This window comes from Micromonospora luteifusca, from assembly GCF_016907275.1.
Taxonomy (GTDB): Bacteria; Actinomycetota; Actinomycetes; order Mycobacteriales; family Micromonosporaceae; genus Micromonospora; species Micromonospora luteifusca.
Genome location: NZ_JAFBBP010000001.1, coordinates 5,690,674 through 5,711,564, shown reverse-complemented (window position 1 = coordinate 5,711,564; position 20,891 = coordinate 5,690,674). Strand labels below are relative to the sequence as shown.

Here is a 20,891-nt window from a genome sequence, read left to right as displayed (position 1 = left end):
ACCGTCTGTCAAGTCGTAGCCAGCTGCCGGTGCGCCCAGGCGGTGGATTCGTCGTATTCGCGTCGGTGACGTAGGCAGCCGTGCAGAATGCCGACGAGGCGGTTGGCGACTTGGCGCAGGGCGGCGTTGTGGCTGATGTTTCGGGCGCGGAGTTGGTCGTAGTAGGCGCGGACGCCGGGTGAGGCCAGCAGCGCGCAGAACGCCTGCCGGTAGAGAGCATCGCCGAGTCGGCGGTTGCGGGCGTAGCGGGCGAGGACCACACTCCGCGTGCCGGAGGCTCGGGTGATCGGGCTGGTGCCGGCGTAGTTCTTTCGACTGCGGGCGTCGGGGTAACGGTGCGGGTCGTCCCCGAACTCGCCGAGCACCCGGGCAGCCAACACGGTGCCCAGGCCGGGCTGGGACATCAGGATCTTTGCGTCGGGGTGACGGCCGAGGTAGTCGGTCAGTTGTGCTTCCAGCGCGACGATCTGGGTGTTGAACGCGCCGATGATGCCGACGAGGCCAGCTGTGTGCGCGGCGTAGGCGTCGCTGACCACGGCGGGCTGGTTCAACTGCGGGGTGCGAAGTGCGGACAGAATGCGATCGGCAACGGCGGGGACGTTGCGCTGTCGCCCGGCGCGGCGTAGCGCGGCCTCGACCTGGCTGACGCGGAGTTTGCGGGCCTGGGCGGCCGATGGCGCCTTGGCCAGTACGGCCAGTGCGTCCCGGTCATGCAGGTCCTCGCCGAAGGCCACCGACGCGGCCGGGAACGCTTGGCGCAGCACCGCTCGTAGCTGCAGTACGTGTCGCTGTCGTGCCCAGACCAGCGACTGATGGGCGCGAGCCAGCACCTGGACCGCCTCGACCAGGCGGCTGTCTCCGGCGACCGGCCGATGCCGGTCGGCCTCCAGCCGCACGATGTCCGCCAACACTCGAGCATCGCCGGCATCGGACTTGGCACCCGACGTGGAGTACCGCTCCCGGTAGCGGGCCGCCTGCATCGGGTTGATTGCGATCACGCGGTAGCCGGCGGCGACCAGCGCCCGCACCCACGGGCCGCGGTCGGTCTCGATGCCCACGGTCACTGCGGACGGATCCGCATCATCGCCAAGCAGGTCACCGATCAAGGTATGCAGCTTTGCGATCCCGGCTACGCCCTCAGGAAGCCGCGCCCGCTTGAGTCGCTTCCCAGCAGCGTCCTGCACCTCGATGTCGTGGTGGTCTTCGGCCCAATCGTTTCCGACGAACAACACCTGATCTCCTCCAGCTCCGGCGGTACAGCTTCGAGGAGAACCTGAGCGAACTAATGGTCAAGTGCTCAGCCGGCACGTCATCCCATCAGCGGTCAATCCTCCTCGCCGACCAGCAGGGGCACGGTCTGACCCTAGAGCTCCACGCTCAGTTTTCAGGAGTGCTCACCCGCTGGCGGCTGCGGAGCCGAGCGTACGAAGGTTAGCCCGGCCGGATCCCATTAGTTTTCACGCGGCGTCGACACCGTCGCGCCCGCACGGCAGCGGGGACGCAGGGCTTCCTCGATCGCTTTGAGCGACAGGTCGATCCCGGCGGCCTGCTCGATCCAGATGTACGCGCGGAAATGGCACGACACGCCAGGAAGGCGTACATGTTGCAGCTGACGGAACTGTCCCGGAAGTCCCGCCGTCGGCGTACAGATCCGGCTGGATAGGCAGGTGCGCCATGTCAAGTCCCTCCTAGGGATGATGAGCAGGTGCTCCCGCAGGCGTTCTGTCGTAGCCAGGTCGTACTGTTGCGACCCCCGGAGACGGCCGATGGACGCTGGGCGGCAGCAGGGCATCACGGCGCACCGTCCAAGTGGCGTCAGAGAAGGAAGATTTAAGGCAGGTAGATCGTGGAACCAACCGTCTCCGCCGGGCTCGCGAAGGCCCTCGGCTCGGCTGTTGCGCCTATTGCCCGGTTGATCGGCAAGCGCACGGTTCGCTGGCGGGTCGCATGGACGGTCGGACGGCAGGCCCGCAAGAAGGGCATTCGTCTGAAAGCTGGACAACTGCGCAAGTGGCTGGCGTTGCCGGAGGTGCAGAGTCAGCTATCCCGCGGCGGTGCTGAGGTGGCCGAGGCGGTTATCGATGGTCTGGCCGGGCTGCTGGGTGGCAGGGCAGACCAGCGGCGATCCGACGCCGAGCAGGTTCTCATCCTTGTTCTCGCCGCCTTCGTGCGTGCTCACGACCCAGCCACCGCAGCCGCCATCTCCGGGGATTGGCTGACGGAACATACGCGTGTCGCCGCAGCATCCACCCAGGCAGTCGTAGCGGAAGGCAATCGCTCCATCCTCGACCGGATGTCGGCCAGCAACGTGTTCGGGGACCAGGTCAACAAGCTCCAGCCGTGGCGCCGCGACCAAGCCATCGGGATCCGCGGCTCCTGGCCCGACGTTGAAAGGCTGGTCCAGGCCATCGTCACGACCGGCGACCGCGCGGCTCTCCTTCGGCAGTGGTGCGAGCAGCCACCGGACTGGTTCTCCCAAGCACCTGAGCAGGTGGTCTGCTGGCTGGCTGACCTCGCCTGCGATTACGGCCAGAATTCGACAGCGGCGCGCCTGTTCAGGATTGCCGTCGAGCGTGGAGCGTTTCCGGCTGGCTTCTGGAAGGCCCGGCAAGCGATGTGCCTGCCGGAGGACGCCCACGCTGAGGTCGACGAACTGCTTGCCGGCGCTGCAGGGGAACACCCGCTCGCTCAGGCGCTGCTGCTGGTCCACCGCGAGAGCTGGGATCAGTCCGTCAACGTCTTGGATGCGTGGCAGACGACGTCGAACCTCGAAGCGGCGATGCGCCTGCAACTGCTGTCGCGGCTGCACGCTCGAGCTGGCGACACCAACCGGGGAATCACGATCGCGCTCGAGGCTGCCGCCATTGAGGGCGCGAGTGGAGCTGCGCTCCATGCAGCTGAGCTGCTGCTGTACCGGGCGCAGCACGGGACGACGGTCAACCGGCTGGCCGACACCGAACAGGCCGCTGCGCTTGCGATCAAAGCCCGCAACGTCAGGCAATCGTGGCATGGCGACAGCGTTGCGGCGATCCTGGTCGCGGTCAACGCCTACATCCTCAGCGGCAAGGTGGCGCAGGCGCGGGCGCTGATCGAACCGAAGCCGAGCGGTGAAGCTTGGCCTCACGAGGCCGCGGACCCACGGCTGCGACGAGAGAAAGCAGAGCTGCTCGCCGTCGCCGGCGAATACGACGAGGCAAGAGCGTTGGCAGCCGAGCTGGGCACCGCCTTTGTTGTCGCGATGATCGAAGCCGTGAGACTGACCGACACCGCCGACGACACGGCCGCCGCTGCGGCATGGCAGTCCGCCTTGGCCGCCGTGGAGTCCGAACGCGATTTCCTGGTAGCGGTTCGCGGGCTGGCCCACGTCGGGGGCGAACTCCCCGACCTCGCCGAGGTCGAGAAGCAGCATCCGGCGCTGGTCCGTGAGATTCGGGACATCCACCGCACCATGGGTGTCCAGGGCGGAACGATCGAGGCCCTGCGAGCTGGCGCCGCCAACCACGCCGTTCTCGCCGTACTACTCGCAGAGCGGTACGGGAAAGACGGGGAACACCTGCTGGCTGCCGAGGTTCTCAAGGAAGCCGCCCACCGGTGGAACGACCCGGGCATGATGCTCAGCTCGGCGCGTCATCTCCGGACCGCCGAGAAACCGGAAGCCGCAATCCGGGCTGCCGAGCGCGGGCTGACCATGGGCGGACCCGAATGGGCGGGACAGTTCGCTGCGCGAGTCCTCATTTTCGAGATCCACGTTGATGAGGGCTCGTGGGATCTAGCGATCGAGCAGGCCCGCAACCTGGTGGCGCTCGACCCCGACGCCGTGGACGCCCGCTGGGCGCTCATACACTCATTGATCCGGCGCGGCGACAGGGAAGGTGCATGGAACGCACTCACTCCCGACGGTGATCCGGTCGCACCCCGTGATCGGCACGACGCTCTCACCTGGATCGGTTTGGTGGCCCGGCACGACACCAGCACCCAGTTTGTGCCGCGCGCACTGTCCACCATGGCTCGCTGGCCCGAAGATGAGCAGCTGATTGGCGTGTTCATCGCACAGATCTTCTTCGGTCTGCACCGGCAGAACCTATCCGCAACCGACCAAGACCTCGCCGCGCTGCACACGGCCATGTTCGACTACACCGAACGCTTCCCCGACAGCACGGTGTTCCGCAGGATTCCGATCTCGGAAGACGACCCGCTTGGATCCCTCACGCCTGACCTTCGCGCACGCCACGACTCACTTAGCGAAGCGATCGAGGCACTCGACAAGGCAAACCTACCGTTGGGATTCCTGGCCACCACGTTCGACTCGTCGTACACAGAAGCGTCGCTGAAGCGCGGCGCTGGCTTCGTCAACGCCCACGCTCCTGAAGGCGAACCGTACGGCAGCGCCTCGGCATCGGCGGCCCTGAACAAGACCATCGTCATCGACATCACCGCAGCACACACTCTCGCCTTGCTCGACCCGCAGCTGCGTTCGCAGCTCATCTCGTGCTTCGCCCAGGTCCGTGCGACCGATGAGGCCTACCGCGACGCGGTCCGAGGACAGGAGTCACTCGGCATGCGCTCGACCCTGTCGACGGGATGGGATCCTGACGCCGAGCGGCCGACCGTCACGAAGATCGAGCAGTCTGCCGCTGACGCGCTTGCGGAACAGTCCTCCGTGGTCTACTCGATCTTGCACCAGGCTGCCCGGCGCCCGTGGCCCAGGCTCACGATGTTCCCCGACGTGGACCAGAAATTCGAGTGGCTTTCGTCGTTCGATCTGGCGGCCGCAGAACAGATCCCGTTCTGGTGCGACGACCACCGCCTGCGATCGGTCGCCGCCAGCATGGGCGTGCCCACCTTCGGCACCGTCGATCTCATCAGATACCTGCAGAGCAAAGGACACATCTCGCGTCAGCTCCGCGTGGCTGCTGAGGCAGTCCTGATCGCCAACTACTTCACCGACCTCGGATTCGATCGAACGACGTTCGACCTTGCCGCGGCGATCGAGGGCCACATTCCACGCGGGGCGGCATTCGCGCTGACTCGGCCCGCAACCTGGAACGACCCGGAAGCCGCACTCGACTTCATGCTCGCGATGCTGCGGCTCGCGGTGATCAACGGACCCGACCAGGTAGAAGGGTGGGTGTCCGCAACCGCCATCGGATTGGTCCGCATCAACACCGATGACCACGGTGCGAGCGCCAACCTGCGTGTGCTGATGGGCCGGTGCATGGCAGAGCCGTGGATGAACGCCGACCATCTGCTTGGTGTCCTGCGCGGCGTGCGGGCGGGAGTCGCTGAACGCCAACTGGTGACCGACCCATTCGAGGCGGTCGCCGCCAGCATCTACCGCAACCTGGTCGGCCGCCAAGGACATGCGTTCGCCATGTCAATGATGATGGCGCTAGCCGCGCAGTTGACGGAGTCGGACAAGGCCACGATATCCCGGGTAATCCTGACGCACCGCGACTAGCGCGCCTCACCAGGCTTCCTGCACCCTATTGGGTTTTCTGCTTCACGCAGCTGGGAAGCGCTGCGCGGACACGTTTCGGTGCTTCGACGCGGGCCGTGGCAGGACCGGCCATCCCGTGATCAAGCTGAAGAACAGCAGGCTCATGCCGTCCAGCCCTTTAAGACCGGGACATTGCCTGGTAGGCGACCCGCAGCAGATCAATGCGGCGCTCGGAGACGTCAAATCGCCTGTTTCTGCTCCAATCGTTCCATTGCACCATAGGCCTCTCGAAGACGGTCAGTCACATCGACTGCGTTATCAAGGCCAACGCGGACCTGACTCAGGGATACCCGGTGACCGGCGACCCATGAGCTCGCTCGGGCAGCTGCCCTGACCTGGTCGACCGGAGCCTCGACAGCCTGCTCGATGTCATAGGTGACGCTACTCAGGATGACAAACACACAAGCATCGAAGCTCCAGCTCCGAAACGGCGAGAAGACGTGGGTACGCCGGCTGCCGGGCTCGATGACGCGGCACTTGATCTGCAACAAGGTGCCGTCCGCCGCGCGAACGTCCCAGCTCTTCTCCGACTGCGGCGCAAGCTCGCCGCGATAAGCCTTCGCAACGATGGACTCCGCCAGGTCACCGGCAGGGGCATTGCGCGACCTAACAACGCCACGCCGGATCAGCTCCGTGAGGATCCGAGAGTAGAGCTCGAGCAGCTGCCGGACACTCATCGATCGAAGATCAGAATCGGTGGCCGTTTGCACGACGTGACGGTACACCCGCGCGCGTACGAGTTCACCTCGCGAACTCGCTCGGCGGCGGGTGTGATTGAGCACCGGTGCTCAGTATTATCTGCCGGTGCCGGATAAGTTGATCGACATTGTTCGTCGTGAAGGCGTGGGCCATCTTGGTGCCTACTTCACGCCCGGGTCGTACACCGGGCAGTGGTTCGAGACCTTCGCGGGTGGCGGTGATCGTGTCGAGACCCGCGACAGGATCACCGTAGGTGATCTCTATGCGGTGGAGGCGCTCAACGTCCAAGTTCCGTTCGCCGTCGGCAGGGAGCTGATTGACGGCCAGCTATGAAGGGATATCAGCGCACGCTTGCGGAAGATTCCCCATGATGCCGAGCTGGGCACCCCCGGCGCCGACGAGCTCATCGTCGACGGCGGGCACGCCGATCAGGCATGGCAGTTGCTGAATGATCGGAACAAGAAGACGGGTATCGGCTGGGTGATTGCCGGCAACCTGCTGGCTCGCAAGGGGCCCAAGCTCATCCCCGTCTACGACTCGATTGTCAGCTGCCAGTTCGCAGCGCCGACGCACGTTTGGCTGAGGCTGCACGACCGGCTCACCGAGAACGGCGGTGACCTGCGCGCTGCCCTCGGCGAAGTTCGCACGACCTCGGGCGCAGGCGACAGAGTGAGCATCCTGCGGGTCCTGGATATCGTCCTGTGGAGGCGACACGTTAAGAAACACTGGCGGGACAAGCCCACGACGTGTCCGCAGCGTGGGTCCGTGGAGCTCTGATCGGCGCCTCAGGGCGAATGTCCCGCTAAGCCACTCAGCCACTACGTCACGCCGCCTAGCGAGCTGAACGTGGCGAAAGAGGATAGAGCGAACCCGCCTGCCATCTGACGAGACAGCCATCTCCGACCATTCCCCTAGAACAGCGGGAGGATCGTTCTGGGTGGACGGCACACCCGCTCGATGTCTGAAGTCCGGATCGAGCGGGTGTGCCGGCTGTCTACCGGCCGGTGTGGATCGGCTCGACCATCGCCTTAATCATGTCCGCCCGATGCTCCGAGTTGGAAAATAGAAGGACGATGACAGCTCCGGCCACAAGTACGCCGGCGACGGCAATGCGAGTCCGCGGCGACAGGCTCGCCTGAAAGGTTTCGATCTCCACGACGATCTCCTACATGCTTCGGTGACCGAGCTGGAGACAAAAAGACCCAGCTCGGCCATCCATGGACCAATGACAGAGGTTCCGCTCCGACTGGGCGAAATCCTTGTGCTCTGACCACGCGCTGTGTAGGCATCGCAAATATTCGCTCGTGTTCCGTCTGGTCTCTTTTACAGAAGGCCCGTTCGGTAGTCGGCACCGAAGTTCGCCGCAAAGCATTGACCAGAGGGTCAGACGCCGCCCCGAGGGCTGGCACTTGCCGGACAGCGTAAGCGACCACCACGACCACTGCTGCGAAGGCACGCCGGCCGGCTGCGCAGTCTGTCGCCGAGTCGGTGACAGGGATGGGTTGAGTCATGGCGATGGTGAGTCCTGTAGGCGAACTTTCACCGAGATGGTCGAGGCAGTCATCTCGGCTCCGAACGCCGAGCGGCGCGTCGCTGCCTGGCCACCGGTTACGCGACGTCACCAGTGGGTACTACGACCGGTCCTACCGGCGTCACGAACTGCCGATCAGCGGTAGATCGGCTAATCCGATGCAACGCTGTACGACAAGTCTTACCGGAATCTGCACCGGAGTGAGTAGGCCGAGCCCAGCCCGACTCGACTCAGGTCCGCCGATCAACGACGAGGACAACGCGGTCGGCCAAGCCGGTACCCGGGTCGGCCGACCGCGATGCCGACGTCTACACCCCCTCCCCGATGCCCAGCTGCACCTGGATTTCCTGGGCGCGTTCGGCCGCCGCGCTGGCGCCGTAGTGCCGGGGCATGTCCTCCGAGGTCCAGCCCAACAGCAGCATCAGATCGCCGGTGTTCCCCCCGGCACGCTTCCACTCGTGGGCGAAGTTGTGCCGCCAGCGGTGGGCGTGCACGTTCGCAACGCCCGCAGCGAGACCCAACCGCTTCAGACGAATCCCGAATCTTGATGCCGTTGGCCGCCAACCTCCGCCCACCACGGTCGGCGAGCCACAGATCCGGCAGTTCCGAACCCTTGTGCTTGCCTCGCGCCCGTAGGTAACGGCTGATGGCCCGGGCTGTCTTCGGTCCGAATCGCACCCGGCGGTCCTTGGTGCCCTTTCCGTGGTAGTGGACCGACTCCGTGTTTAGGTCGACGTCATCGAGCAGCAGGTTGCCGATCTCCGACAGAGGCGCTCCGGTGTTGTAGTACAGGCGGATGATCGCCTCGTCACGGAGGTGCGGGAAGGTCTTGCCCTTGCATGCGTCGAGGAGCTTCTTCGTGTCTTCGTCGCGGATGATCGGGATCAGCTTCTGTGGTGTCTTGGGCTGTCGGACCCGATCCATTGGAGAGCGGTCGATGTCCTCCTCAGTCAGCAACCACTTGAAGAACTGCTGCAGACCTTTGTGCTTGTTCAGCGCGGTCGACGCCGACCGGGTCTCGATCATCCACGCCTGAAACGCCTCCGCATGCCCCCGGGTCACCTCGGTGGGGTCCTCCGCGGCGTCGGCGGCATCGGGGTCGGGCGAGTGCTCGGCCAGGTATCGGGCCAACTGCGCCGCAGCGAGGAGGTAGTTGTACCGGGTCGTCTCCGGGTAGTTGCCCGCCCGCAGCGTCCGGTCCCAGTCGCGCAGGTACCCCGCCCAGGTCGCGGACAGGTCGGTGGTGAGCTTGGTGAGGTCCAGTAGAGCCATGTCGGTCACCCGTCGAGTCAAGGGGTCGATAAGCGGCGTGCTCGACCTCGACGAACCACCGTGAACACGAAAAAGAGGGTTTCCACAGGCTCTGACCTGTGGAAACCCTCTCGCTGTCGGGACGGCCGGATTCGAACCGACGACCCCTTGACCCCCAGTCAAGTGCGCTACCAAGCTGCGCCACGTCCCGCCCCCGCGTGGTTTCCCCCGCGACAGCCGCTAAAGCTTAGCGCAGCTGTCTCGGCGTGTTCGCACAGGCCCCACCCGCGTCGCGAGCCAACCGAACCACCGCACACCCCCTAAAGCGTCCTAGGAGGGTGGGGATGCAAAATGCCGGATGGGCCTCGTGGACCCATCCGGCATTTCGAGAGAACAGGGCAGGTCAGCCGTGCGCCTTGCCTCGGCCGCCGGGGCCGAGCTTCTTGCGCGGGCGAACCGAGATCTCGATGGGACTGCCCTCGTACCCGAATTCCTCGCGGAGCTTGCGCTCGACGAAGCGCTGGTAACCGGCGTCCAGCGGGCCGGTGGTGAAGAGCACGAACCGTGGCGGCGCCACCCCGGCCTGCGTCGCGAACAGGATCCGCGGAGCACGACCACCACGCACCGGGTGGGGGGTGGCCTGCACCAGCGCGGTCAACCACTGGTTGAGCTGCGCGGTCGGCACCCGGGTTTCCCAGCTGGCCAGGGCCTTGTTCAGGGCCGGAGCCAGCTTGTCCACCGCGCGGCCGGTCATCGCCGACAGGTTCAGGCGGATCGCCCAGGGGATGCGTCGCAGTTCCCGGTCGATCTCCTTGTCCAGGTAGTACCGGCGGTCGGCGTCGACCAGGTCCCACTTGTTGAACGCGATGACCATTGCCCGGCCGGCCTCGGTCACCATCGACAGGATCCGCTGGTCCTGCTCACTGATCGGCTCGCTGGAATCCAGCAGCACCACGGCCACCTCGGCGGCCTCGATCGCACCGGCGGTGCGCAGGCTCGCGTAGTACTCGGTGCCGCTGGCCTTACCGACCCGCTTACGCAACCCGGCCGTGTCCACCAGCTGCCAGGTCTGACCACCGATCTCGACCAGGCTGTCCACCGGGTCCACAGTGGTGCCCGCCACCGAGTCAACGACCGCCCGATCCTCACCGGAGAACCGGTTGAGCAGGCTGGACTTGCCCACGTTCGGCCGCCCGACCAACGCCACCCGGCGTGGCCCGCGCGGCCGGTTCTCCACGATCGCCGGCGCTTCCGGCAGCGCGTCGAGGATGGCGTCCAGCAGGTCACCGGAACCCCGCCCGTGCAGCGCGGAGACCGTGAACGGTTCACCGAGACCCAGCGACCAGAGCGAGGTCGCCTCCATCTCGATGGAGGTGTTGTCGGCCTTGTTCGCCACCAGGATCACCGGCTTGGCGCTGCGCCGCAGCATCTTCACCGCGGCTTCGTCCACGTCGGTGGACCCGACCATCGCGTCCACCACGAAGAGAACCACGTCCGCGGTGACGACGGCCGTCTCGGCCTGCGCCGCGATGGCCGCGGCCCGGTCCTTCGCGTCCGGTTCCCAGCCGCCGGTGTCCACCACGGTGAACGCCCGGCCGTTCCACTGCGCGTCGTACGGCACCCGGTCACGGGTCACGCCGGGGACGTCTTCGACGACCGCCTGCCGGCGGCCGATGATCCGGTTGACCAGTGTGGACTTACCCACGTTGGGGCGGCCGACCACGGCCACCACCGGCTGCGGGCCGCTCGGTTCCTCGACGGCAACGTCGGGCTCACGCAGCTCGACCCACCCACTGCCCTCGCTACGCTCGCTCATGCCACGCCCCGCTCGGTAAGCAGGTCGCGCAGCCGCGCCACGACCTCGTCGATGCCCAGTTCGGTGGTGTCCAGCACCACCGCGTCGGGTGCCTGCGCCAGCGGGTTGACCTTGCGGGTCGAGTCGAGCCGGTCCCGTCGGGCCAGGTCGGCGGCGGTGGCCGCCACGTCGGCGGCGTCCTCGGCGCTCCGACGGGCGGCACGGGCCGCCTCGGAGGCGGTCAGGAAGACCTTCAGGTCAGCGTCCGGAGCGACGACCGAGCCGATGTCACGACCCTCGACCACGATCCGGCCAACGTTGGCGATCATCTCCCGCTGCCGGGTGACGAGCAGCTCACGAACAGCCGGCACGGCGGCGACGGCCGAAACGGCGCCGGTCACCTCCGGGCCCCGGATGTCCGCGTCCACGCCCACGCCGTCGACGGTCACGGCGTACCCCTGCGGGTGGGTGCCGATGTGCAGCTTGACCTCGCCGGCGACCTTGGCCACCGACGCGGCGTCGGTGAGATCCACGCCGGAGCGCAGCACGGCCCACGTGATCGCCCGGTACATCGCCCCGGTGTCCAGGTAGCGTGCACCGATCGCGACGGCGAGCCGCCGCGACACGGTGGACTTACCCGAACCGGACGGCCCGTCCACAGCGACCACACATCGCCCGGCCCGTACGTTTTCCTCCACCGTGTCCTCCTCAGCCCGTACCTCACGGATCGCCCGGTGATCTGGCGCCGCAAGCGGTTGTCCATCGTCATCAATCATGCCCGGGTCCCTGGCGGACCCGCGCGCGACACCGCCGGAGGCGACCCACGCCACCCCCGCGGCCGCGTCTCGGCCGTTGCGGAGCCTACCGGCTGCCGTACCCCGGATGCCGGGGTCAGTCACCCACCGCGTTGAACAGGGCGGCGACCTCCGCGTTGGTCAACCGCCGGATCCGCCCGGTGCGCAGGTCACCCAGCCGGATGGGCCCGATCGAGGTACGCACCAGCCGGGTGACCGGGTGGCCGACCTCCTCCATCAGCCGCCGGACGATGTGCTTGCGTCCCTCGTGCAGGCTCAGCTCCACCTGGGCGCTTTTGCCGAGCGTGTCCACCACCTTGAACGAGTCGACCTTGACCGGCCCGTCCTCCAGCTCGACCCCGGCCAGCAGCCGCTTGCTCAGGTTGCGCGGGATCGGCCCGACCACCTCGGCGAGGTAGGTCTTCAGCACCTGGTACGAGGGGTGCATGAGCTTGTGCGCGAGGGTGCCGTCGTTGGTGAGCAGCAGCAGGCCCTCGCTGTCCGCGTCGAGCCGCCCGACGTGGTAGACCCGCTGCTCCAGCCGGGCGCCGATGAAGTCGGACAGCTCGTTGCGTCCCTTTTCGTCCGCCATGGTGGTGACCACGCCGCGCGGCTTGTTCATCGCCACATAGACCAGGCGGACGTCGACCTGGAGGCGCTCGCCGTCCACGTGGATCACGGCGGTGGCCGGGTCGACCTTGTCGCCGAGCTTGGCGACCCGCCCGTCCACGGTGACCCGGCGGCGGAAGATCAGGTCCTCGCAGGCACGCCGGGACCCCACGCCGGCGGCGGCGAGCACCTTCTGCAGGCGCTCAGCCCCCTCGAAGACAGGGGCGTCGGGTTTGGGGGAACGGTTATCGGGTCGCATCAGCAAGCTCTTCTACGTCGTCGGGCAGGAAGGGTGCGAGGGGCGGCAGCTCGTCAACGGTGTTCAGCCCGAGCTTCTCCAGGAACAGCGTGGTGGTCCGGTAGAGGAACGCCCCGCTGTCCTGTTCGGTGCCGCACTCCTCGACGAGGCCGCGGGTGACCAGCGTACGGATGACCCCGTCGCAGTTCACACCCCGGATGGCTGAGATTCGCGAACGGGTCACCGGTTGCTTGTAGGCGACCACGGCGAGCGTCTCCAACGCTGCCTGGGTCAGCCGCACCGATTGCCCGTCCAACACGAACCGTTCGACGTAGGTAGCGTATTCCGGCCGGGTGTAGAGCCGCCACCCGCCGGCCGCCCGGCGCAGCTCGAACCCGTGCCCCGCCGCGGTGTAGCTGGCGGCGATCTCGTCGAGCATCGGCCCGACCCGTTCGGCGGGCTGCTCCAGCACCTGCGCCAGGACCAACTCGCTGACCGGTTCGTCGACCACCAGCAGGATCGCCTCCAGGGCACCACGCAACTCGGCGTCGGACAATTCGGGCGCAGGCTCCGGCGCGACGGGCACCCGCCGCCGGCCCGTCGGCTGCCGTCGGGGTACGGCCTGCGCCTCCGCCGCCTCCCCTACGCTGCCGGCCCCGTCCCCACCGGCACCGCCCAGCTCGCCGACAACAGCAGGCTCTGGCGACTCGACGGTTTCCGTCGGCTCACCCGGCTCGTCCGACGATTCCGGCTCCTGCGGCTCTTGCGGCTCTTGCGGCTCTTGCGGCTCTTGCGGCTGAGGATCCGCTCCACGATCTGCCCCAACAACGGGTGAGACACCACCAGCCGCAGCGGTGACGGACGTCTCCGGCGGCACGTCGTCGGCACCGCTGTCGTCAGCGGTGAAGTCGTCAGCGGCACTGTCGTCGGCGGTGGTGGGAGCGGGCGGGCGGGGGCGCTCCCACGGGGGGATCCAGGCGGCGGCCTGATCGGCCAGGGAATCCCCGGTGTCCCGGCGTTCCTCGTCACTCATCCCCAGCACCCTCCGTCGTTCCCGTCCCGTCCGATCCCCCGGCCTCCCCCGACGACACGCTGCCCTCGTCCGGCTCGACAGCCAGAGACTCAACAGCCAAAGGTTCAGCCTCCAGAGACTCGGCCCCCATCGACCCAGCGGCCACCGCCGACTCGGCCGGGGTGCCGGCGTACTCGTCGACGTGCAGGTCGGTGTCGCCGTCGGCCGGGCCGGTCCAGCGCACGGTCAACTCCTCCAAGGCCTGCTCCTGCACGAACGACACCAGGCCCTCCCGATACAACTCCAGCAGCGCGAGGAACCGCGCCACCACCTCCAGGGTCGCCTCGCAGTCGGCGCAGAGCAGCGAGAACGTGGCCGTGCCGGCCCGGCGCAGCCGGGCGCTGATGATCGCCGCGTGTTCGCGGACACTGACCCGGACCATGTGCACGTGGGCGATGGAGACCTCCGGCACCGGTTTCGGGGTCATCGCCTTCACGGCCAGCTTCAGCAGGCGCTGAGGGCCGATGCCGAGCACCAGGTCGGGCAGCGCCTCGGCGTAGCGGGCCTCCAGGCTGACCGCCCGCGGGTACCGACGACCGCCGACCGCCTCCAACTCGGCGATGTGCGCCGCCGCCTCCTTGTACGCCTTGTACTGCAGCAACCGGGCGAAGAGCAGGTCCCGGGCCTCCAGCAGGGCGAGGTCGGCCTCGTCCTCCACCTCGGCGGAGGGCAGCAGCCGGGCCGCCTTCAGGTCGAGCAGGGTCGCGGCGATGAGCAGGAACTCGCTGGCCTCGTCCAGGTCCCAGTCGTCGCCCATGGCCCGGATGTAGGCGATGAACTCGTCGGTGACCGTGTGCAGGGCCACCTCGGTGACGTCGAGTTTGTGCTTGCCGATCAGTTGCAGCAGCAGGTCGAACGGGCCGGTGAAGTTGGCCAGCCGCACCGTGAAACCGGTGGCAACCGGGTCGGCGGGCGGCACACCGTCGACCACGGCCGCAGCGGCGGTCTCGGGCGGGTCGAGGGGTGGCGCGGTCACCGGACGACCGTAGTCCACGAGGCGGGCACCGGGCGTTCCGGCTACCGCTCCGACTGGGCGGCGATCACCTCGCGGGCCAGCTGACGGTAGTTACGCGCCCCGGAGGACGCCGGGTCCATCGTCGTGATGGGGGCACCGGCCACCGTGGACTCCGGGAACTTCACCGTCTTGGTGATGACCGTCTGGTAGACCTTGTCACCGAACGCCTCCACCACCCGCTGCAGGACCTGCCGGCAGTGCGTGGTGCGGCTGTCGTACATGGTGGCGAGGATGCCCTCGAGCTCCAGGTCGAAGTTGAGCCGCTCGCGCACCTTGTCGATGGTGTCCAGCAGCAGCGCCACACCGCGCAGGCTGAAGAACTCGCACTCGAGCGGGATGAGCACGCCGTGCGCGACGGTCAGCGCGTTGATCGCCAGCAGGCCGAGCGAGGGCTGGCAGTCGATCAGGATGTAGTCGTACTCCTTGCGGACCGTGCGCAGCACCCGGGCCAGGGCCATCTCCCGGGCCACCTCGTTGACGAGCTGGATCTCGGCGGCGGAGAGGTCGATGTTGGCCGGCAGCAGGTGCAGCCCCGCGACGTCGGTCTTGATGACGACGTCCTCGGCGATGATGTCGTCCTGCATGAGCAGGTTGTAGATGGACAGGTCGAGGTTGTGCGGGTTGACCCCCAACCCCACCGAGAGGGCGCCCTGCGGGTCGAAGTCGACCAGCAGCACCTTGCGGCCGTATTCCGCCAGAGCCGCGCCCAGGTTGATGGTGGTGGTGGTCTTGCCGACGCCGCCCTTCTGGTTGGCCATCGCGATGATGCGCGCCGGGCCGTGCCGGTCGGTCGGCATCGGCTCAGGGATGGGCTTGCGCATCGTGTAGGCAGCCGGGTCCGCAGGACCCAGGTCCGCGCCGAGCGTGGCCTGCTGCTCGCGGAGCTCCGACGTCCAGGTCTCGGCACGGTCACCGTTGCCAGCCATGTGCTCGTTGCCCCCTCCCGACGACCCACCCGGCGCCGGAGCCGTCCGACGTCCTTCGCGGCGCCGCTGCGCACCCCGGTCGTCTCGCTCCAGGAGGTCCGCGCCGATGCCGACTGTACGCCACCGACCAGCAGGGGGTTCGGCACCGGCCCGGCGTGTCGGAGCCGACCGCGACCGGGGTCAGCCGCGGGCGCGCGGGTGGGCGGTGGCGTACACCTCGCGCAGCCGCTCGACGGTGACCAACGTGTAGACCTGCGTCGTGGTCACCGATGCGTGGCCGAGCAACTCCTGGACCACCCGGACGTCGGCGCCGCCGTCGAGCAGGTGGGTCGCGTACGAGTGGCGCAGGGTGTGCGGGGAGACGGCGGCGGGCCCGTCGACGGGCAGCCCGGCCCGGCCGGCGGCGCCGCGCAGGATGCCCCAGGCGCCCTGGCGGGTCAACGCGCCGCCGCGGGCGTTGAGGAAGACCGCCGGGGTGCCCCGACCGGCGGCGGCCAGGCCGGGACGGGCCCGGACCAGGTAGGCGCGCACCGCGTCGACGGCGTACCCACCGATCGGCACCAGCCGCGCCCGGCCGCCCTTGCCGCGCAGCAGCACGGTGCCCTCGTCGGTGTCCAGGTCGTCCACGGCGGCGCCGACCGCTTCGGAGATCCGCGCGCCGGTGCCATACAGGAACTCCAGCAGCGCCCGGTCGCGCAACGTGAGGGGCGCGTCCTCGCCGGTCGCGGCGATCGGGCCGGCGGTGTCCAGCAGCCGGACCACGTCGTCGACCGGCAACGCCCGGGGCAGCCGGCGCGGTGGGGTGGGTGGGCGGACGTCGCGGCTGGGGTCGGCGCCGGCCAGCCCTTCACGCATGGCGAAACGGTGCAGACCGCGTACCGCGCTGGCCGCGCGGGCGGCAGAGGAGACCGCCAGCGGCGGGTGCGTGTCGTCGCCGGTGCGCAGCCGCGCCAGGTGCGACTCGACGAGGCCGGCGCCGACCGACGCGAGGTCGGCGACGCCGGCATCGGCCAGGGTCGCGAGATAACGGTCCAGATCCCGGCGGTACGAGGCGAGCGTGTTCGCCGACAGACCACGCTCGACGGTGAGGTGGTCGAGGTAGCCGCGCACGGCACGGCGCAGGGCCGGCGTGGGCTGTTCGCCCACGCCGGCGCCGTCCGTGCTGCCGGTCAGCCCGCCGCCGCTCAGGCCAGCGCGTCGGCCAGCGGGAGCACGTCCATGCCGTGCGCCTCGGCGACCGGGCCGTAGGTGACGTGGCCGTCGTGGGTGTTCAGGCCCAGGCCCAGCGCCGGGTCGCGGCGCAGCGCCTCACGCCAACCGTGGTTGGCCAACTCCAGCGCGTACGGCAGGGTGACGTTGGTCAGGGCGTACGTGCTGGTGTTCGGCACTGCGCCGGGCATGTTCGCGACGCAGTAGAAGATCGACTCGTGCACCTTGTAGACCGGGTCGGCGTGGGTCGTGGGGTGCGAGTCCTCGAAGCAGCCGCCCTGGTCGATGGCGATGTCGACGAGCACACTGCCCGGCTTCATCCGGGAGACCAGCTCGTTGGAGATCAGCTTCGGGGCCTTCGCACCGGGCACCAGCACCGCGCCGATGACCAGGTCGGCGTCGAGCACCGCCCGCTCGACCTCGTACGCGTTGGACGCGACGGTCTGCAGGTGGCCACGGTAGATGGCGTCGGCCGACCGCAGCCGGGCGACGTTCTTGTCCAGCAGCAGCACCTCGGACTGCAGGCCCAGCGCGATCGCGGCGGCGTTCAGACCGGAGACGCCGGCGCCGATGACCACGGTCTTGGCCGCGTAGACCCCGGAGACACCACCGGGCAGCACACCGCGCCCGCCGCCGGTACGCATCATGTAGAAGGCGCCTACCTGCGGGGCGAGCCGGCCGGCCACCTCGGACATCGGGGCGAGCAGCGGCAACGACCGGTCGGGCAACTCGACCGTCTCGTACGCGATGCCGGTGACCTTGCGGTCGATCAGCGCGTCGGTGCACTCCTTGGAGGCGGCCAGGTGCAGGTAGGTGAAGAGCACCTGCCCGGCACGCATCCGGTGGTACTCCTCGGCGATCGGCTCCTTGACCTTGAGCACCAACTCGGCGGTCTCCCACACCTCGTCGGCGGTGGCGAGGATCTTCGCGCCGGCGGCGGCGAACTCCTCGTCGGTGATGCTGGAGCCGACCCCGGCACCGGCCTCGACGAAGACCTCGTGACCGCCGCGGGTGAACTCGTTGACGCCCGCTGGCGTGATCGCCACGCGGTACTCGTGGTTCTTGACCTCGCGTGGGATTCCGACCTTCACGATGCAGACACCTCTCTTCGGGGCTGCTCACCCCCGACTGCTCGGTGCCGCAATGGCCCCTTTGCCACCGCGGTCCACCGGTCCCGCCGGCGGCAGTCTAGGCGCGTCCGGTGCCGCCGCGAGCCAGCACAGTGGCATCCGGTGCCCGGGTGTCCTGACGGAGTGTCAGGGCAGCACCCGGATTCGCCGGTGGATCACCGCCTCAGCCGTCCGCACACTGTTGCACCACTATCGTCCCATCTACTGGGTGGCGGTGCGGACAGCGCAAGACTCGATCACTAATGTGTCCGCGCATGACCACTCCTCCATACCAGCCCGGGTACCCCCCGCCCGGATACCCCCAGGGCCTTTCCGACAAGAGCAAGGTCGTCGCGGGCATCCTGGGCATCCTGCTCGGCACCTTCGGCGCCGGTCGGTTCTACACCGGACACACCAAGATCGCGATCCTCCAGCTCGTGGTGAGCCTGGTGACCTGCGGCTTCGGCGCCCTCTGGGGCCTGATCGACGGCATCCTCGTCCTGGTCAACGGCGGCACGGACGCACAGGGCCGCCCGCTGCGCGACTGACCGACCACACCGACGACAGAGGGGCCCCGCGATCGACCGCGGGGCCCCTCTGTGCGTACACCCTCGCCGGTGCGGACCGGCGACGTTGCTCAGCGTGGCAGCGGCGCGTCCGCCCGACGCAGCGCCGACCAACCGGTGTCCCGGGCGCGGGCCGCGGCCAGCAGCCCGGCCACCGCGGACGCGTTGGTGATCTCACCGGCCAGGACCATGGCGACTGCCTCGTCCAGGTCGATCCGGACGACCTGGAGGTCGGCCTCCTCGTCGCGGCGCTCGTGGCGCTCGTCGGCCGGCACGTCGCCGAGGTCGCGGGCCAGGAACACCCGGACGATCTCGTTGGTGAACCCCGGCGAGCTGTGCAGGTCCACAAGCACGTCGACCCGCCCGGCGGTGAGGTCGGCCTCCTCGGCCAGCTCCCGTAGGGCCGCCGCCGGCAGGTCCTCGCCGGAGACGTCCATCAGCCCGGCGGGCAGCTCCCACAGGTGCCGCCCGACCGGGTGCCGGTACTGCCGGATCAGCACCACCTGGCCGGCGTCGTCGAGCGCCACCACGGCCACCGCCCCGACGTGCCGGACGAGGTCCCGCAGTGCGGTCCCGCCGCCCGGCATGGTCACCTCCTCGGTGACCACGTCGAAGATCCGCCCCCGGTAACGCTCCTCGCGGGAGCGCACCTCGTAGCGGTGCTCAAGGTTGCTCACGAGGTGGACGCGGCCTTCGTCGCGGCGCCGTTGCGGGCGGCCTTGCGCGTCGTCGGGGCCTCCGCCGCCACGTCCAGGTCGACCGGCAACTGGTCGGCCTGCGAGTACGCCACCGCGGCCTTGACGAACGACGCGAACAGCGGGTGCGGACGGGTGGGGCGGCTCTTCAGCTCCGGGTGTGCCTGGGTGGCCACGAAGAACGGGTGCAGGCCCCGGTCCAGCTCGATGAACTCCACCAGCCGGCCGTCCGGTGAGGTGCCGGAGATGTGCAGACCCGCCTTGGTCAACGCGTCCCGGTAGGCGTTGTTCACCTCGTACCGGTGCCGGTGCCGCTCACTGATCTCGGTGCTGCCGTACGCCTCGGCGACGATCGAACCCTCGGTCAGCGTCGCCGGGTACGCCCCGAGCCGCATGGTGCCGCCCAGGTCGCCCTTGCCGGCGACGATGTCCTCCTGGTCGGCCATGGTGGCGATGACCGGGTGCGCGGCCTGCTCGTCGAACTCCAACGAGTTGGCGCCGTCCAGGCCGGCCAGGTGCCGGGCCACGTCGATGGTCATGCACTGCAGACCGAGGCACAGGCCGAGCAGCGGGATGCCGTTCTCCCGGGCGTACCGGGCGGTGCCGATCTTGCCCTCGATGCCGCGGACGCCGAAGCCGCCGGGGATGAGGATGCCGTCCACGCCGGCCAGGGCCGCCGCGGCGCCGGCCGGGGTGATGCACTCGTCGCTGGGCACCCAGCGCAGCTGCACCCGGGCCCGGTGGCCGAACCCGGCCGCCCGGATCGCCTCACTGACCGACAGGTACGCGTCGGGCAGGTCGACGTACTTGCCGACCACCGCGACGGTGACCGTGTGCCGGGGCCGGTGCACCCGCTCCAGCAGGTCGTCCCAGTTGGCCCAGTCCACGTCCCGGAAGGACAGGCCGAGCCGACGCACCACGTACGCGTCGAGCCCCTCACGGTGCAGGACCTTCGGGATGTCGTAGATGCTCGGGGCGTCCGGGGCGGCGACGACCGCTTCGGTGTCCACGTCGCAGTAGAGCGACAGCTTCTCCTTGAGCTTCACCGGGATCTCCCGGTCGCACCGCAGCACGATCGCGTCCGGCTGGATGCCGATGTTGCGCAGCTGCGCCACCGAGTGCTGGGTCGGCTTGGTCTTCAGCTCCCCCGACGGCGCCAGGTACGGCACCAGCGAGACGTGCAGGTAGAAGCAGTTGTCCCGGCCCAGGTCGTGGCGGACCTGGCGGATCGCCTCCAGGAACGGCAGCGACTCGATGTCGCCGACCGTGCCGCCGACCTCGGTGATCACCACGTCGGGGAGCTGGCCGTCCTCGTCCGGGTCGGCCATCGCCAGGATCCGCGACTTGATCTCGTTGGTGATGTGCGGGATGACCTGGACGGTGTCGCCCAGGTACTCACCCCGGCGCTCCTTGGCGATCACATCGGAGTAGATCTGGCCGGTGGTGACGTTCGCCTTACCGGACAGCGCCCGGTCCAGGAAACGCTCGTAGTGCCCGACGTCGAGGTCGGTCTCGGCGCCGTCCTCGGTGACGAAGACCTCACCGTGCTGGAACGGGTTCATCGTCCCCGGGTCGACGTTCAGGTAGGGGTCGAGCTTCTGCATCACCACGCGCAACCCGCGCGCGGTCAGCAGGTTGCCGAGGCTGGAGGCGGTGAGGCCCTTACCCAGCGAGGAGGCAACGCCCCCGGTGACGAAAATGTGCCTGGTCGTCCGTGCTGATGGGGCCAAGGCCTGCTCCCGTGTCGTCTGTCGCGGTCATGCAGACCGCCGTGCTTGATCAACAAAGTGATCACGCGATCCACGGGATTTGACGGTAACACCTCCCGGGCGGGTACCCGCAGGCCGCACCCGGCTGCGACACCGCTGGGCCACCCGGAGGAGGC

At 68.6% G+C, this 20,891-nt stretch carries 17 protein-coding genes, 1 tRNA gene and 1 pseudogene; 3 read left to right on the top strand and 16 right to left on the bottom strand.

Annotated features, from left to right (window positions below; all coding sequences use genetic code 11):
- Positions 1 to 8 precede the first annotated feature (8 nt).
- Together JOD64_RS26095 and JOD64_RS26090 are read right to left on the bottom strand one after the other, a co-directional pair.
- The gene (locus JOD64_RS26095) at positions 9 to 1,232 is read right to left on the bottom strand and encodes an IS110 family RNA-guided transposase (protein WP_204944664.1); all 1,224 of its coding nucleotides are present in this window, start codon (positions 1,230 to 1,232) and stop codon (positions 9 to 11) included.
- 218 nt (positions 1,233 to 1,450) lie between these two features.
- On the bottom strand, positions 1,451 to 1,681 hold the full coding sequence (locus JOD64_RS26090) for a hypothetical protein (protein WP_204944662.1): 231 nt from the start codon (positions 1,679 to 1,681) through the stop codon (positions 1,451 to 1,453).
- A 165-nt stretch (positions 1,682 to 1,846) separates the two neighbouring features.
- On the opposite strand from JOD64_RS26090, the gene JOD64_RS26085 reads away from it, so the two are divergent.
- Positions 1,847 to 5,458, top strand: coding sequence for a tetratricopeptide repeat protein (locus JOD64_RS26085; protein ID WP_204944661.1), 3,612 nt, complete (start codon positions 1,847 to 1,849; stop codon positions 5,456 to 5,458).
- A 218-nt stretch (positions 5,459 to 5,676) separates the two neighbouring features.
- Here JOD64_RS26085 and JOD64_RS26080 read toward each other — a convergent pair whose 3' ends face one another.
- Positions 5,677 to 6,207 (bottom strand): DUF6998 domain-containing protein, encoded by a 531-nt coding sequence (locus JOD64_RS26080; protein ID WP_307813663.1) that lies wholly within the window; start codon positions 6,205 to 6,207, stop codon positions 5,677 to 5,679.
- A 94-nt stretch (positions 6,208 to 6,301) separates the two neighbouring features.
- On the opposite strand from JOD64_RS26080, the pseudogene JOD64_RS33180 reads away from it, so the two are divergent.
- A pseudogene (locus JOD64_RS33180) lies at positions 6,302 to 6,973 on the top strand (DUF6308 family protein).
- A 217-nt stretch (positions 6,974 to 7,190) separates the two neighbouring features.
- Here the strand turns inward: JOD64_RS33180 and JOD64_RS26065 are convergent.
- The 11 genes from JOD64_RS26065 to ald all read right to left on the bottom strand — a co-directional run bounded on the left by JOD64_RS26065 (position 7,191) and on the right by ald (position 17,727).
- On the bottom strand, positions 7,191 to 7,352 hold the full coding sequence (locus tag JOD64_RS26065) for a hypothetical protein (RefSeq protein ID WP_204944658.1): 162 nt from the start codon (positions 7,350 to 7,352) through the stop codon (positions 7,191 to 7,193).
- Between the two features lie 618 nt (positions 7,353 to 7,970).
- Positions 7,971 to 8,999, bottom strand: a complete 1,029-nt coding sequence (locus JOD64_RS34065) for a tyrosine-type recombinase/integrase (RefSeq protein ID WP_239559655.1) — start codon at positions 8,997 to 8,999, stop codon at positions 7,971 to 7,973.
- Between the two features lie 116 nt (positions 9,000 to 9,115).
- Positions 9,116 to 9,189: transfer RNA gene (locus JOD64_RS26055), tRNA-Pro, on the bottom strand.
- Positions 9,190 to 9,381: 192 nt separating this feature from the next.
- Complete coding sequence (der, locus tag JOD64_RS26050; RefSeq protein ID WP_204944657.1) at positions 9,382 to 10,794, bottom strand: ribosome biogenesis GTPase Der; 1,413 nt, start codon at positions 10,792 to 10,794, stop codon at positions 9,382 to 9,384.
- Positions 10,791 to 11,471 (bottom strand): (d)CMP kinase, encoded by a 681-nt coding sequence (cmk, locus tag JOD64_RS26045; protein WP_204944656.1) that lies wholly within the window; start codon positions 11,469 to 11,471, stop codon positions 10,791 to 10,793. Before cmk ends, der begins: the two co-directional genes overlap by 4 nt.
- Before the next feature lie 193 nt (positions 11,472 to 11,664).
- Positions 11,665 to 12,435 (bottom strand): pseudouridine synthase, encoded by a 771-nt coding sequence (locus JOD64_RS26040; RefSeq protein WP_179778442.1) that lies wholly within the window; start codon positions 12,433 to 12,435, stop codon positions 11,665 to 11,667.
- Positions 12,422 to 13,447, bottom strand: coding sequence for an SMC-Scp complex subunit ScpB (scpB, locus tag JOD64_RS26035; RefSeq protein WP_204944655.1), 1,026 nt, complete (start codon positions 13,445 to 13,447; stop codon positions 12,422 to 12,424). The genes JOD64_RS26040 and scpB overlap by 14 nt, the downstream gene beginning before the upstream one ends.
- The gene (locus JOD64_RS26030; RefSeq protein ID WP_372434194.1) at positions 13,440 to 14,462 is read right to left on the bottom strand and encodes a segregation and condensation protein A; all 1,023 of its coding nucleotides are present in this window, start codon (positions 14,460 to 14,462) and stop codon (positions 13,440 to 13,442) included. The genes scpB and JOD64_RS26030 overlap by 8 nt, the downstream gene beginning before the upstream one ends.
- 41 nt (positions 14,463 to 14,503) lie before the next feature.
- Positions 14,504 to 15,427 (bottom strand): ParA family protein, encoded by a 924-nt coding sequence (locus tag JOD64_RS26025; RefSeq protein WP_030487987.1) that lies wholly within the window; start codon positions 15,425 to 15,427, stop codon positions 14,504 to 14,506.
- Between the two features lie 180 nt (positions 15,428 to 15,607).
- A complete protein-coding gene (locus tag JOD64_RS26020; protein ID WP_204944653.1) occupies positions 15,608 to 16,573 on the bottom strand; it encodes a site-specific tyrosine recombinase XerD in 966 nt (321 codons plus the stop codon).
- 38 nt (positions 16,574 to 16,611) lie between these two features.
- Positions 16,612 to 17,727, bottom strand: coding sequence for an alanine dehydrogenase (gene ald / locus JOD64_RS26015; RefSeq protein ID WP_204944652.1), 1,116 nt, complete (start codon positions 17,725 to 17,727; stop codon positions 16,612 to 16,614).
- Positions 17,728 to 18,020: 293 nt separating this feature from the next.
- Between ald and JOD64_RS26010 the strand changes: the two genes are divergently transcribed.
- The gene (locus JOD64_RS26010; RefSeq protein ID WP_204944650.1) at positions 18,021 to 18,293 is read left to right on the top strand and encodes a TM2 domain-containing protein; all 273 of its coding nucleotides are present in this window, start codon (positions 18,021 to 18,023) and stop codon (positions 18,291 to 18,293) included.
- An 89-nt stretch (positions 18,294 to 18,382) separates the two neighbouring features.
- On the opposite strand, the gene JOD64_RS26005 is transcribed toward JOD64_RS26010, so the two are convergent.
- Positions 18,383 to 18,988: an NUDIX domain-containing protein gene (locus JOD64_RS26005; RefSeq protein ID WP_204944649.1), complete on the bottom strand. Its 606-nt coding sequence runs from the start codon at positions 18,986 to 18,988 to the stop codon at positions 18,383 to 18,385.
- The gene (gene pyrG / locus JOD64_RS26000; protein ID WP_204944648.1) at positions 18,985 to 20,736 is read right to left on the bottom strand and encodes a CTP synthase; all 1,752 of its coding nucleotides are present in this window, start codon (positions 20,734 to 20,736) and stop codon (positions 18,985 to 18,987) included. Before pyrG ends, JOD64_RS26005 begins: the two co-directional genes overlap by 4 nt.
- Positions 20,737 to 20,891 lie beyond the last annotated feature (155 nt).

Excerpts from the sequence above, each read along its gene's own strand:
- JOD64_RS34065 (WP_239559655.1), bottom strand. The coding sequence starts at position 8,999 with ATGGCTCTACTGGACCTCACCAAGCTCACCACCGACCTGTCCGCGACC.
- der (WP_204944657.1), bottom strand. The coding sequence starts at position 10,794 with ATGAGCGAGCGTAGCGAGGGCAGTGGGTGGGTCGAGCTGCGTGAGCCC.
- JOD64_RS26040 (WP_179778442.1), bottom strand. The coding sequence starts at position 12,435 with ATGCGACCCGATAACCGTTCCCCCAAACCCGACGCCCCTGTCTTCGAG.
- scpB (WP_204944655.1), bottom strand. The coding sequence starts at position 13,447 with ATGAGTGACGAGGAACGCCGGGACACCGGGGATTCCCTGGCCGATCAG.
- JOD64_RS26025 (WP_030487987.1), bottom strand. The coding sequence starts at position 15,427 with ATGGCTGGCAACGGTGACCGTGCCGAGACCTGGACGTCGGAGCTCCGC.
- JOD64_RS26010 (WP_204944650.1), top strand. The coding sequence starts at position 18,021 with ATGACCACTCCTCCATACCAGCCCGGGTACCCCCCGCCCGGATACCCC.